The organism is Olsenella sp. An293 (assembly GCF_002159495.1).
Taxonomy (GTDB): Bacteria; Actinomycetota; Coriobacteriia; order Coriobacteriales; family Atopobiaceae; genus Thermophilibacter.
Map to the genome: position 1 here is coordinate 26192 of NZ_NFIT01000008.1, position 13222 is coordinate 39413.

At 67.9% G+C, this 13222-nt stretch carries 12 protein-coding genes; 7 read left to right on the forward strand and 5 right to left on the reverse strand.

From position 1 onward, the window contains the following. Nucleotides 1–2: 2 nt before the first annotated feature. From B5F85_RS06420 to B5F85_RS06430, 3 genes are all read left to right on the forward strand, one after another. On the forward strand, nt 3–1238 hold the full coding sequence (locus B5F85_RS06420) for a SufS family cysteine desulfurase (RefSeq protein ID WP_087315537.1): 1236 nt from the start codon (nt 3–5) through the stop codon (nt 1236–1238). Continuing rightward, nucleotides 1225–1662: a Fe-S cluster assembly sulfur transfer protein SufU gene (gene sufU / locus B5F85_RS06425; protein ID WP_087315686.1), complete on the forward strand. Its 438-nt coding sequence runs from the start codon at nt 1225–1227 to the stop codon at nt 1660–1662. Before B5F85_RS06420 ends, sufU begins: the two co-directional genes overlap by 14 nt. 77 nt (nt 1663–1739) lie before the next feature. Further along, a complete protein-coding gene (locus B5F85_RS06430) occupies nt 1740–2180 on the forward strand; it encodes an RrF2 family transcriptional regulator (protein WP_087315539.1) in 441 nt (146 codons plus the stop codon). A gap of 150 nt (nt 2181–2330) precedes the next feature. Here B5F85_RS06430 and fba read toward each other — a convergent pair whose 3' ends face one another. Beyond that, the gene (fba, locus tag B5F85_RS06435; protein ID WP_087315541.1) at nt 2331–3203 is read right to left on the reverse strand and encodes a class II fructose-1,6-bisphosphate aldolase; all 873 of its coding nucleotides are present in this window, start codon (nt 3201–3203) and stop codon (nt 2331–2333) included. Between the two features lie 187 nt (nt 3204–3390). Here fba and B5F85_RS06440 point away from each other — a divergent pair, with 187 nt between their 5' ends. Further along, nucleotides 3391–4242, forward strand: coding sequence for a hypothetical protein (locus tag B5F85_RS06440; RefSeq protein ID WP_087315543.1), 852 nt, complete (start codon nt 3391–3393; stop codon nt 4240–4242). 296 nt (nt 4243–4538) lie between these two features. Then, nucleotides 4539–5945 (forward strand): aminopeptidase, encoded by a 1407-nt coding sequence (locus tag B5F85_RS06445; RefSeq protein ID WP_087315544.1) that lies wholly within the window; start codon nt 4539–4541, stop codon nt 5943–5945. A gap of 199 nt (nt 5946–6144) precedes the next feature. Here B5F85_RS06445 and B5F85_RS06450 read toward each other — a convergent pair whose 3' ends face one another. Then, a complete protein-coding gene (locus tag B5F85_RS06450; RefSeq protein WP_087315546.1) occupies nt 6145–6822 on the reverse strand; it encodes a transaldolase family protein in 678 nt (225 codons plus the stop codon). Nucleotides 6823–6875: 53 nt separating this feature from the next. Continuing rightward, the gene (locus tag B5F85_RS06455) at nt 6876–9296 is read right to left on the reverse strand and encodes a glycyl radical protein (protein WP_087315548.1); all 2421 of its coding nucleotides are present in this window, start codon (nt 9294–9296) and stop codon (nt 6876–6878) included. A gap of 167 nt (nt 9297–9463) precedes the next feature. Here B5F85_RS06455 and B5F85_RS06460 point away from each other — a divergent pair, with 167 nt between their 5' ends. After that, nucleotides 9464–10372, forward strand: coding sequence for a glycyl-radical enzyme activating protein (locus B5F85_RS06460; RefSeq protein WP_087315549.1), 909 nt, complete (start codon nt 9464–9466; stop codon nt 10370–10372). A gap of 161 nt (nt 10373–10533) precedes the next feature. Continuing rightward, nucleotides 10534–11283 carry a DeoR/GlpR family DNA-binding transcription regulator gene (locus B5F85_RS06465; protein ID WP_087315551.1) on the forward strand — a complete coding sequence of 250 codons (750 nt, stop codon included), beginning with the start codon at nt 10534–10536 and terminating at the stop codon, nt 11281–11283. Between the two features lie 10 nt (nt 11284–11293). Here B5F85_RS06465 and B5F85_RS06470 read toward each other — a convergent pair whose 3' ends face one another. Both B5F85_RS06470 and B5F85_RS06475 read right to left on the reverse strand, forming a co-directional pair. Then, complete coding sequence (locus B5F85_RS06470; protein ID WP_087315553.1) at nt 11294–12475, reverse strand: toxic anion resistance protein; 1182 nt, start codon at nt 12473–12475, stop codon at nt 11294–11296. 37 nt (nt 12476–12512) lie between these two features. Next, nucleotides 12513–13202, reverse strand: a complete 690-nt coding sequence (locus B5F85_RS06475; RefSeq protein WP_087315555.1) for a hypothetical protein — start codon at nt 13200–13202, stop codon at nt 12513–12515. Nucleotides 13203–13222 lie beyond the last annotated feature (20 nt).

Genomic DNA, 13222 nt, shown 5'->3' on the forward strand with positions numbered 1-13222 from the left:
CGATGGGCATCGAGAAGAGCCCGTGGCGCGCGGACTTCCCGCTGCTCGCCGCGAACCCCGAGATCGCGTTTCTCGACAGCGCCGCCACCGCGCAGCGCCCCGTCTGCGTCCTCGACGCCCAGCGCCGCTTCTACGAGACCATGAACGCCAACCCGCTGCGCGGACTCTACAGCCTCTCGGTGGAGGCCACCGCGGCCATCGCGGCGGTGCGCGCGCAGGTCGCGGACCTCATCGGCGCGCCCGACGCCCGCGACGTGGTCTTCACGCGCAACACGAGCGAGAGCCTCAACCTCGTGGCCAAGTCCTTCTCGCCCTGCGTCCTTACGCCCGGCGACGAGGTGGCCATCACGATCATGGAGCACCACTCCAACCTCATCCCGTGGCAGGAGGCCTGCCGCGCCGCCGGCGCGCGCCTGGTCTACCTCTATCCAAAGAAGGACGGCACGCTCGCCGACGCGGAGATCGCCGAGAAGATCGGCCCGCGCACGCGCATCGTCTCCGCCGCGCACGTCTCCAACGTCATGGGCTGCGAGCTGCCCATCCGGCACCTCGCGGACGCCGCCCACGCCGTGGGCGCCGTGATGGTCGTGGACGCCGCGCAGTCCGTCCCGCACCTGCGCGTGGACGTGAACGAGCTCGGCGCGGACTTCCTCGCGTTCTCCGGCCACAAGGCGCTCGGCCCGATGGGCGTGGGCGTGCTCTGGGGCAAGCGCGAACTCCTCGAGCAGATGCCGCCGATGCTCACCGGCGGCGAGATGATCGACTCCGTTCGCGAGCAGGACGCCACCTGGGCGCCCGTGCCCGAGAAGTTCGAGGCGGGCACGCAGGACGCCGCCGGCATCTACGCCACCGGTGCCGCGCTCGCCTACCTCACAAAGGCCGTGGGCATCGACGCCGTGGCCGAGCGCGAGGCGGCGCTTGTGTCCTATGCGTGGGAGCGCCTGGAGGGCCTGGGATTTGTCGAGCTCATCGGCCCCGCCGACCCCGCGCGCCACCACGGCGTCATCAGCTTCAACGTACGCGGCGTCCACCCGCACGACGTGGCGAGCATCCTCGACGCCTCCGGCGTGTGCATCCGCGCCGGGCATCACTGCGCGCAGCCGCTGCTGGCGTGGCTCGGCGTGGAGAACCTCGCCTGCTGCCGCGCGAGCCTCGCGTTCTACAACGAGAAGTCCGACGTCGACCGCCTGGTCGACGGCCTGAGCCAGGTCTGGGGGATCTTCAATGGCAGTGACTGACCTCTACAACGCGGCCTTCATGGACCACGTCTCGCACCCCGACTACAAGTACCAGATGGCAGACGCCGACTGCAGCCACGAGGGCGTGAACCCCTCCTGCGGCGACGAGCTCACGTTCTCCGTGCGCTTTGCCGACGACGGCACCATCGAGGAGGCCGCCTTCACCGGGCACGGCTGCGCGATCTCCCAGGCGAGCGCCGACATCATGAGCGACCTCATGATCGACAAGACGCCCGAGGAGGCGCGCGAGCTCTGCGCCCTGTTCATGCGCATGGTGCGCGGCGAGGAGACCGACGAGGCCGCGCTCGACGCCCTCGAGGACGGCGTGCTGCTGCGCGACATCGCGCACATGCCGGCGCGTGTGAAGTGCGCCGAGCTCGCTTGGCGCACCCTCGACGAGATGCTCGAGGCCCGGAATCTGTAACGTGGGGACAGTCCCCAATTCGCATAAAACATTTCTGCCAATTGGGGACTCTCCCCAATTGGCAGAGGGGAGACGAGATGGCAGGAATGTTCTCGACCAAGGGGATGTACGCGCTGCGCGCGATGGCCGACCTCGCCGCGCACGACGGCTGGGTCTCGCTCGGCGACGTCTCGCGCCGCCAGAACATCTCGCGCAAGTACCTCGAGCAGGTCATCTCGCTCATGCACAAGGCCGGCTACGTCACGAGCCAGCGCGGCAAGGGCGGCGGCTACAAGCTCACGCGCGCGCCCGAGGACTACACGCTCGGCGAGCTGCTGCGCGCCGCCGAGGGGTCGCTCGCGCCCGTGAGCTGCCTCGACTGCAGAAGCGACGAGCTCTGCCCCAATCGGGAGAGCTGCACCACCGTCGACGTCTGGCGCGACCTCGGCCGCATGACCTCTAGCTACCTCGACAGCCGCACGCTCGCGGACCTCATCCGCCCGGACGACGCCGGTCCCTGCACCGCCAATCCCATCTAGCGCTAGCGAGAAGGACGCGCCTCCGCGTCCCTCCCCGGCACGACGACCGCCTCAGACGACGCCCGGCCCCGCACGCTGCGGGACCGGGCGCTTGCGTTGCCTATGGCGTCTGCGGCGCGCGGTTCTTCTCGCCCGCCGCGGGACCTGGACTTACGCCCAGCCCTTGCCCTGGGAGCCAAACTCGACGATGAGCTCCTTGGTGCGGTCGACGATGGCGTCGCGGCCGGGCTTGAGGAGCTTGCGCGGGTCGTAGCCCTTGCCCTGCTGGTCCTTGCCGGCCTCGATGTAGGCGCGGGTGGCCTCGGCGAAGACGACCTGGAGGTCGGTGTTGACGTTGATCTTGGAGATGCCGAGCGAGATGGCCTTCTTGATCTGGTCCACGGGGATGCCGGTGCCGCCGTGAAGGACGAGCGGCAGGTCGCCGGTCAGGGCCTTGATCTCACCGAGGCGCTCGAAGGACAGGCCGGCCCAGTTCTCGGGGTAGATGCCGTGGATGTTGCCGATGCCGCAGGCGAGGAAGTCGACGCCCAGGTCGGCGATGGCCTTGCACTGCTCGGGGTCGGCGAGCTCGCCGTTGGAGGCGACGCCGTCCTCGACGCCACCGATGCCGCCGACCTCGGCCTCGACGGAGATGCCCTTGGCGTGGGCGGCCTTGACGACCTCGGCGGTGCGCTTGAGGTTGAGGTCGAAGGTCTCCTCGTGGGAGCCGTCGTACATGACGGAGGTGAAGCCGGCCTCGATGCACTTGAAGACGTCCTCGTAGGTGCCGTGGTCGAGGTGCAGGGCCACGGGCACGGTGATGTTCTTGTCCTCGACGAGCTGCTTCACGATGTCAGCCACGACCTTGTAGCTGATCTGCCACTTGGCGGCACCGCTCGTGCACTGGATGATGACCGGGGACTGCAGCTCCTCGGCGGCGTCGAGGATCGAGGACGCCCACTCGAGGTTGTTGGTGTTGAAGGCGCCCACGGCGTAGTGACCCTTGGCCGCGGCCTGAAGCATGGCAGTAGCGTTGACGAGCATGTTGACCTCCATACGTGTCTGAAAGCCCGGAAGGACCGTACAGACCCATGATACCGCGTCGCATCGGGGAAATCGGTCTCACATACACATTTTGGGGAAACGGTTTGTCAGGTCTTCGTGACGACGCACATTGCGCGTCGCTTGGGTATGACAATGGCGTCAGGTGGCTCAGTCACAGGGAGGGCACATGGCCGAGAAGAACGGGCGCGCGGGAGGCATCCTGGGGGACTTCTCCGTGTCCCAGATCATCGCGACGGGGCTCGCCGCGGCGACCTCCTTCGCGCTTTCCGCGCAGATCGGCATCGCCGGCTCGATCATCGGTGCGGTCATTGGCGCCGTCGCCTCGAGCGTGGCGACGCAGGTCTACCGCAACATCCTCTCCGCGTCCGCGGAGAAGCTCCGCGCGCTCGGACCCGACCAGCCCGCACGTCCCGAGGAGGGCCTGCGCGAGGGCGAGACGCGCGTGATGCCCTCTGCGGACGCCGCGCGGGCGCGCGCTGCCGCGTCGGGCACCCCCATCGCCCCGCCCGAGCTCTCCGAGGCCGCGCGCAGTCGCGAGCGGGCGCGCCTGGCGCGACGCGTAGCCGTGTTCGCCGCGTTCGCCGCCGTTGTCGTGGTGCTGGCCTACGCGCTGGTGGTGAGCCTCGCCACGCGCGGCGCGGGCATCGGCCCGAGCCTTGCGACCAGCGCACCGGCAACGGTGGAGGAACAGGACGGCCCCGCGGCGCCCGAGGCACCCGCCGAGCAGGAGGCCCCGCAGCAGGAGCCCGAGGGCACCACGGACACGAACGAGCCCACGAGCGCGCCTGACGGCACGGACCCTGCGGAGGGCGGCGACGAAGCCCCGACTCAGCCGGACGCCGGCTCGGACGATGACGCGAGCGCGCCCGAAACCGATGCCGATCCGAGCTCGGGCGATGACGCGGGCAATGCGGCGGACGGCGGCGCCGACAGCCCCGACACGGGGGTGGGCGCAGGCGATGACGCAGGCACCGGCACCAACACGGGCGCCGAGGCAGACGCCGGAACAGCCGGTTGAGCGCCGCGCCGGCGCCATGTGGCGCCGCCTCTCGCGTCTGTGGGCGCCCCCCTCGCGTTGTATGCAGTTTTTTGAGGGCGCCCCGGTAAGCGGCCTTTCTGCTTGCTGCAAAACCGCAGGTAGAAAGGTTCTGTCATGAGGTGCCAGGAGGGGTCCTTCCGCAAACTGCATACAACGTGCGGAACCCGCCGACTCGGAAGTGACGGAGGTGTGAGAACGCCCAACCGGTTTGGTGGCGCGCCCCGACTGAGCTAAAATTCCGAGCCGTCGCGTCTGTCCCCAATGAAAGGAACTCCATGGAGCGTCCCAACGCTTGGAAGGGCTACGACGAGCAGCAGCTCGCCGACCTCAACCGCATCTGCGAGGACTACAAGTCCTTCATCTCCGACAACAAGACCGAGCGCGAGTGCTGCACGGCCGCCGTCGAGCTGGCCCGCGCGGCCGGCTACGTCGACCTGAACGAGCGCATCGCCTCCGGCGAGCCGCTCAAGGCCGGCGACAAGGTCTACGCCATCAACCGCGGCAAGAGCCTCATGCTCGCCCAGCTGGGCACCGCGCCGCTGGCCGAGGGCGTGAACATCCTCGGCGCGCACATCGACTCGCCGCGCCTCGACGTCAAGCAGGACCCCGTGGACGAGAGGAACGAGCTCGTCACGCTCGACACCCACTACTACGGCGGCATCAAGAAGTACCAGTGGGTCGCCATGCCGCTCGCCATCCACGGCGTCGTGGCCAAGAAGGACGGCAGCGTCGTGAACGTGGTCATCGGCGAGAAGGCCGACGACCCCGTCTTCTGCATCTCCGACCTGCTCCCCCACCTCGGCGCGCAGCAGATGTCCAAGAAGGCCACCGAGGTCATCGAGGGCGAGATGCTCGACGTGCTCGTGGGCAACCGCCCGATCGTGGTGGACGCCGACGCCGAGAAGGACGAGGAGGCCGAGAAGAGTCCGGTCAAGGCCGGCATCCTCAACATCCTGCGCGACACCCTCGGCATCGAGGAGGAGGACCTGCTCTCCGCCGAGCTCGAGGTCGTGCCCGCCGGCGCCGCCCGCGACCTGGGCCTGGACCGCTCGATGATCCTCGGCTACGGCCAGGACGACCGCGTCTGCGCCTACACGAGCCTCGTCGCCCAGCTCGAGTGCGAGGCCCCCGCGCGTACCGCGGTGACCCTGCTCGTGGACAAGGAGGAGATCGGATCGGTGGGCGCCACCGGCATGACGAGCAACTTCTTCGAGAACGTCATGGCCGAGATCCTCGAGCTCGCCGGCGAGCGCGGCCCGCTCGCGCTGCGCCGCTGCCTCGCGAACTCCAACATGCTCTCCTCCGACGTCTCCGCCGGCTTCGACCCGGCGTTCGCGAGCGTCTTCGAGCCCAAGAACTCCTGCTACCTCGGCCACGGCCTGACGTTCAACAAGTTCACCGGCTCGCGCGGCAAGGGCGGCTCCAACGACGCCGACGCCGAGTACATCGCCACGATCCGCCGCGTCATGGACGAGGGCGGCGTCGCCTGGCAGACCGCCGAGCTCGGCAAGGTCGACGCGGGCGGCGGCGGCACGATCGCCTACATCCTCGCCGTCTACGGCATGAACGTCATCGACTGCGGCGTGCCCGTGCTCTCGATGCACGCGCCGTGGGAGGCCACGAGCAAGGCCGACGTCTACGAGGCGTATCGCGGCTACCGCGCGTTCCTCAAGCTGGCGTAACAGACTGACTCACCGGTAACGGGGCCGCCCCCAACATGCACGCAGGACTGCGCTTCGCGGAAGATCCTGCTTAGCATGTTGGGGGCGGCCTCTTGCTGTCGAGGTTGTCTGGCAGCGAGAAGAACGCGCGGGGTGCACGCTACTGGGCCTGTCCGGAAGGGTGCGGACTGCGCGTTCTTCTCGCCTGTCGCGTTGTCTCCTACAGGTCGGCCATGGTCTTGCCGGTGCCGACGAGGCCCTCGAAGTCGGCCGTGAAGGCGTCCACGGCAGCGTCGATGGCGGCGTTTTTGGTCAGGCCCTCGATCACGGAGGAGGCGGCCGTCACGGCGCCCACGCCATAGCGCGCGAGCTCGAGGATCTGCTGGGAGTTCTTGAAGCTCGCGGCGAGCACCTCGCAGGGCAGGCCGTTGGCACGGAAGATGTCGTGGATCTCCATGGCCACGCCCACGCCGTCATAGCCCATGTTGTCGATGCGGTTGATGTAGGGCGCGGCGTAGGAGGCGCCGGCCTTGGCCGCGAGGAACGCCTGCATGGGGGTGTAGATGGCCGTGGCCGTGGTGCGGATGCCCTCGGCGGCGAGCATGCGGATGGCCTTGAAGCCCTCGGGGACGCTCGGGACCTTGGGGAAGGTGTTCTCGCCGAGCTCGGCGACGATGCGCTTGCCGTCCGCGACCATGCCCTCGGCGTCTCGGGCCACGACCTGGGCGTGAAGCTCCATGTCGGGGCCGATGATGTCGCGGATCTCGCGCAGGACCTCGAAGGGCGCCCGGCCGGAGGCGGCCAGGATCGAGGGGTTGGTGGTCACGCCGTCGACCGGGTAGTACTCCACCAGGCGCTTGATGGCGTTGACGTCGGCGTCGTCGATGATGAGCTTCATGGATGCTTCCTTTCGCTTTGCCGGATGAGACAAAGGGACCGTCCCTTCGTATCCTACAGGGTCTGCTCGGTGCGGGCGATGATGTCGTCCTGGGTGGCGCGGGAGAGCACGTTGAAGAAGGCGGAGTAGCCTGCCACGCGGACGATCAGGTCCTTATGCTTCTCGGGGTGGGCCTGCGCGTCGAGCAGGGTCTCTCGGCTCACGATGTTGTACTGCACGTGGTAGCCGTGAAGGCGGTCGAAGAACGTGGAGATGAGCAGCTCGAGCTTCTGCTTGTTGCGCTCGGAGGCGAGCATCGTGGGCGCCATCTTCTGGTTGAGCAGCACGCCGCCCGTGATCTTCTCGGTGGGGAGCTTGGAGACGGACTTGAAGACCGCCGTGGGACCGTGGGTGTCGGCGTTGTGCGCGGGGCTGCAGCCCTCGGCAAGCGGCTCGTGGGCGCGGCGGCCGTCGGGCGTGGCCATGGTGCCCATGCCCTGGCCCACGTTGGCGCTGATCGAGGAGGTGCCGGCGTAGCGGATGCCGCCGATGGGCCCGCGGCCGTGGCGCGTGTTGGGGTACTTGGCGATCTCGTCGATGTAGGACTGGTAGGCATCCACCACGAGCTGGTCCACGGAGTCGTCGTCGTTGCCGTACTTGGGCGCGTCGTTCACGAGCATGGACTGGATGCGCTGGCTCTCCGGCGAGGTGAAGTCGTCCTCGAGCGCGGCCCAGAGCTCGGCCGGCGTGATGCGCTTCTCGTCAAAGACGAGCTTCTTGATCGCGGCGAGCGAGTCGGCCATGTTGGCGATGCCCACCTGCAGGCCGGAGATGAAGTCGTAGACCGCCCCGCCCTCCTTGATGGTCTTGCCGCGGCCGATGCAGTCGTCGGTGAGCGCGGAGCAGAGAATGTCCGGCACGTCGCGCTCGGAGGCCAGGTCGATGGCGTTCTCCACGATGACGCTCGCGCGGGTAATCTCGCGGATGGTCTTGTCCCAGGCCTCCATGAGCTCGTCGTAGCTCTTCATGTCCTTGAAGGAGCCGTAGCCCTTGGCAAAGCGCTTGCCGGTGGTCATGTCCACGCCGTCGTTCATCACCACGAGCAGCATGCGCGGGAAGTTCACGTAGCTCATGCCCGTGCAGCGGTAGCCCCACTTGCCCGGGACAGCCGTCTCCACGCAGCCGATGGCGGAGTAGTTGTAGGCGTCCTCCTCGGCCACGCCCCACTTGATGAAGGACGGGATGATGACCTCGTCGTTGTTGAGGGCGGGCATGCCAAAGCCGAGCTTCATGACCTCGATGCACTCGTCGTAGAACTCCTTGTTGAGCCCCGCGTGGTAGCGCACCGTGAGGTTGGGCTGGGTGAGGCGGGTCTGCGCCACGGACTGCAGCACGAGGAAGGAGAGGTCGTTGACGGCGTCCTTCTTGTCCGTGGTCTGGCCGCCGATGGTGACGTTTTGGTACATGGGGCTGCCGGCGGAGGAGAGGGTGTGCGCCTGGCTGCGGACCTTGTTGACCGAGAGCGTCTTGATCCAGAGGCACGTGAGCAGCTCGAGCGCCTCGTCGCGCGTGATGGCGCCGGAGGCGACGTCGGCCTCGTAGTACGGGAACATGTACTGGTCGAAGCGTCCGTAGGAGAGGCTGTGGCCGTTGGACTCGATCTGCAGGATGAGCTGGATGAACCAGACGGACTGCACGGCCTCGCGGAAGGAGCGGGCGGGCTCGTAGGGCACGCGCTCGCAGGTCTTCGCGATCTGGAGCAGCTCGGCGGCGCGCGCCTCGTCCTTCTCGGTCTCCGCCATCTCGCGGGCGAGCGCGGCGTAGCGAGCGGCAAAGCGGCGCACCGCGGAGATCACCACGAGGACGGCCTTGTAGAAGACGTTCTTGTCGATGGAGGCGGGGTCGGTGAGGTCGAGGGCGGCGCGGCACGCGCGGACGCGCTCCTCGTAGCCGGCGAGGCCGTCCGAGAGCACGCGGGCGTAGTTCACGGCCAGGTGGGCGTCGCCGGCGTTGAGCTTGCCCTCCATGCCAAACAGGCCGGTCTCCATGTAGACCTTGACCTCGTCGGGCAGCAGGGCCTCGCCGCGGGAGCGCAGGTTGTTGTTCTCCCAGAAGGGCGCGAGGTCGCGGAGCTGCTGCTTGGTCTGATCGGTGATGTAGAAGACGTCGCCGTCGCGCTTCTCGAAGGTGTCGAGCTCGTTCAGGACGAACTCCATCGTGTACTCGGGAAAGACCGGGGCGTTGCGGTTCTTGGTGGCCTGGTTGCCCACGATGAGGGTCTTATCCTCGATGTAGACCGTCATGTTGTCGAGGATCTTCTCGAGCATGAGAGCGCGCTTCATGACGTTGGGCTGGTTCTGGCACGCCTTGTAGGCCTCCGTTGCCAGCACCGCGCGCTCGGCGTCGACGTAGGGCTTCTCGTCGAGCATCTCCTCGCGGAAGGCCTGCATGCGGGGCGTGAGCTCTCCGAAGTGGCTGCTGTTGGTCTGGGACATCTGCAACTCCCCTTCTCCTGGGACGCCTTCTGGCTTTGTCATACTTATAGCAGCGTGCGGGCGGTGTGTCAACGTTCGCAATTGTATTTACTTTCGTTCGTAAGTTTACTACCATTGAGCTGCCGAGAAGAGCCGCTTGCCGCCAGTCCGCCCAGGAGGAGCCCGCCATGCAGTCCGCCACCGTCTTCAACGTCCAGAAGTTCAGCCTCGACGACGGCCCGGGCATCCGCACCGTGGTCTTTCTCAAGGGCTGCCCGCTGCACTGCTACTGGTGCTCCAACCCCGAGAGCCAGGCACGCGCGCCGCAGCTGGAATGGAACGAGAAGAGCTGCGTGGGCTGTCGGGCGTGCCTCGCCGCGTGCCCGGGCGCGGCCGCCGCGGGCCCGGAGGACAGGCGCCACGTCGACGTGCGTGCCGTGGACGCGAGCTCGGTCGAGGCGGCGGCCGCGGTCGCGGGCTGCCCGGGGCGCGCGCTCACGGTGGCGGGCCGCACGCGCACGGTGGAGGACGTCTTCGAGGAGTGCATGCAGGACGAGCCCTTCTACCAGCAGAGCGGGGGCGGAGTGACGCTCTCGGGCGGCGAGCCGCTCACCTGGCCGGACTTCTGCGTCGAGCTGCTGGGGCGCCTGCGCGAGGCGGGCGTGGACACCAACGTGGAGACCACGGCGCACGTGCCCGCGCGCGACTTCGAGCGCGTGTGCGCGCTGCTCGACCACGCCTACATCGACATGAAGCACTGGGACGCGGCCGCGCATCGCGAGGGCACGGGCGTGGGAAACGACCTCATCCTCGCCAACACGCGCGCCGCCATCGAGCGCGGCGTCGACGTGCTCGTGCGCACGCCCGTCATCCCCGGCTTCAACGACTCCGTCGAGGACGCGCGCCGCTTCGCCGAGCGCCTGCACGAGGTGGGCGCCACGCGCGTGCAGCTCCTCCCCTTCCACAACCTCGGCGAGAGCAAGTACGACCTCCTAGGCCGCGACTATCGCCTTCACGGGCTCACCAACCTGCACGAGGAGGACCTCGAGGAGTTCCGCCAGGCGTACGAGGACACGGGAATCGACGCGTTCTTCTAGGGTGGCTTGAGGGCAACCTCGCATGACACCTGTTTTTGACCACCTTTTGTGGTTCAAAATGGGCGTCGTGCGAGATGCGTCATTTGGCTCGTGTGTTGCTGTTTTCGTTCGAAAGCGCAAAAGACGGCTATACTTTCGAATAGTCAATCGAAGGAGCCGTCATGCCCGCACGTACCAACCGCATCCTGGAGATCCTGACCGAGCGCGAGCGCGTGGAGGTCTCGGCTCTGGCCGAGGAGCTCGGCGTCTCGCAGGTCACCATGCGCAAGGACCTCACAGAACTCGAGCGGCGCGGCCTCATCCGCCGCGAGCACGGCTTCGCGGTGCTGCGCAGCGCCGACAACGTCGAGGGTCGCCTCGCCTACCACTATGAGGAGAAGCGACGCATCGCCCGGCGGGCCGCGGAGCTCGTGCGCGACGGCGACACCATCATGGTGGAGAGCGGAAGCTGCTGCGCGCTGCTCGTGGCCGAGCTCGCCGCGTCCGGCCGCGAGGTCACGGTCGTCACCAACAGCGCCTTCATAGCGGGCTACGTGCGCGACGCCGCGAGCGTTCAGACCGTGCTGCTCGGCGGCATCTACCAGAAGGACTCCCAGGTCATGGTGGGCCCGATGGTGCGCTCGTGCGTCGAGGGGTTCTACGTCGACCTGCTCTTCGCCGGAACGGACGGCTTCTCCCCGCGCACCGGCTTCACCAACAGCGACCAGATGCGCGCCCAGGCCGTGCGCGACATGGCCTCGCACGCCGAGCGCGTCGTCCTGCTCACGGAGAGCGAGAAGTTCAGCCGCCACGGCACCGTGCCGCTTTCCCTAGGCGAGAAGGACCTCGCCGTGATCACCGACGCCCACGTGAGCGACGAGGCGCGCGCAGAGCTCGAGGCCGCCGGCGTCGAGCTCGTCTGCGCGGGCTGACCCTCTCGCGCTACTCCGTCGAGCCGCCCTCGCCGTCTCGGTTCATGCGCTCGGCGTAGGTCCGGGCGCGCTCGAGCTGGTCGTTCAGCACGTCAATCGTCTTGGAGAAGGACTCGTTGGCCTGCTCGCGGAACTTATCGATGCTGTCGAGCGTGGAGAAGACCGCATCGTAGGCACGCCGCAGCGTCTCGGGGGAGACGCCGCTCGAGACGGCCTGCTGCTGCGTGCGCAGGGAGTTCTCCTGAAGAAGCTTGCTCGTGCGGTCGATCATGGCGTCCGTGGTCTTGTTGACGGCGTCGATCTGGTCGAGCACGAGCTTTTGGTTCTCGAGCGACTGCGCCACGATCACGGCGGTGCGCAGCGCCGTCACCGTGGTGGTCTTGGCGCGCTCGACGCCGCGCACGAGCTGGTCGTTGTTCTGCTGGATAATGCCCATCGAGAGGTAGGCCTGGATGGTCACGGCCGCCTGCGTCTGCACGTCCTGGCGGCGCTGCCGCACGGCGAAGAGGGCGTCCCTCTCGAGCGAGGACGCCAGCTCGACGTTGCCCGCCGCGCGCTCGCGGTCGATGCGCGCCACCAGCTCGTCGTCGATGTTGGTCAGCAGCTCGTAGGCGCGCTTGAGGGTGCCCAGGTTGCCCCAGAGGCTGCGGCGCTCCACGTTGAGGGCGGCGTTGTCCCTGCGCAGCAGGTCCTGCCCCTTGTTGAGCGAGAGGAGGATGGCGTTGAGCTGCTTCTGGTTGGACTCGTAGCGCTTGAAGTAGCGCTTCACGCGGCTGGCAAAGGGCAGCGCGCCGAGCAGGCGCTCGGCGAAGGTGTCCTCTCCGGGAGCGAGCTCGTCGACCTCGTTGCGCAGGTCGACGAGGCTCTTGGAGACCTGCTCCTGCGTGCCGCCGCTCTTGGACGTGGCCAGGGACTGCTCGAGGAAGCGGCTTGAGGTGCTGGCGGTCTCTCGGAAGGCGTCGGACCCCACCTCAAAGATCGCGTCGACCTCCTGCTTGAACTCCAGGCTCTGAGGCGGCAGAGCGGCCACGCGGGAGACCCAGGAACTTGCGTTGCCGCTCAGGCGCAGCAGCTCCTCGGAGCTCGGCGCGGGTACCTGCGCGAGGGCGCCCTCGGTCTTGACGGGCTCCGGCGCCGGCGTCACCTCCAGGTCGAAGCTGTCGTCGGGGGCGTCGAGAAGATCGTGTGCCATGGTGGTCTCCTATCCTTGTGTCGAATCGTTCCGTCGATTACGACAGTTCATCGGTCGGCTCGCCCAGGGAGAGCTCGCTCGGGCGGTGCCCCAGGCGCTGCCGCAGGTAGTCGGAGCCCGTCTCTATCTGCGTCGAGGCACCCTCGACGATGCCCGTGCGCATGCGGTCGAGCGCTCCGGCGACGTCAGCGCATTGCTCGTCGAGAGCCGTGACGTTTCTGCGCGCGCGATTGCTGGCGCGCCCGCCAAAGCCGAGGTAGCGTACGTTGGTCACAAGCTGCTCCCACGCTCCGGGCAGCCAGGACGTCGCGAGCGAGAGCACGAGGTGGCGGTCCTCCTCGGCGCCTGCGGTCGTGAACTCGGGCAGCTCCACGAGCTCGGCCATCGAGCCCACCACGGTACGCAGACGCTCGGCCTCGGCGGAAATGCCACGCGGCTCGTCTGCCTCGCACGCTGCCTCGATGCGCGCCGCCATGTCGTTCACGGCCTGCGCGGATTCCTTGAGCGTGGGGTCGGCTCCCACGAGCGCGTCGAGGTCGATGGCGGCCACGTGCTTTGGCATGTTGAGCGAGGTCAGCAGCATCCAGGAGCCCGCGGACATGGCAGCGCCTGCCACGACGAGAGCAAGCTGCGAGACAAGGGTCGAGGCGAGAAGGACCGCGGAGGCAGCAAAGACAACAAAGACCGTCACCGCGACGCCCGTCACCAGTGCCTTGTCTCCTTGCATTCGCCCCCCCTCTCGAGCCT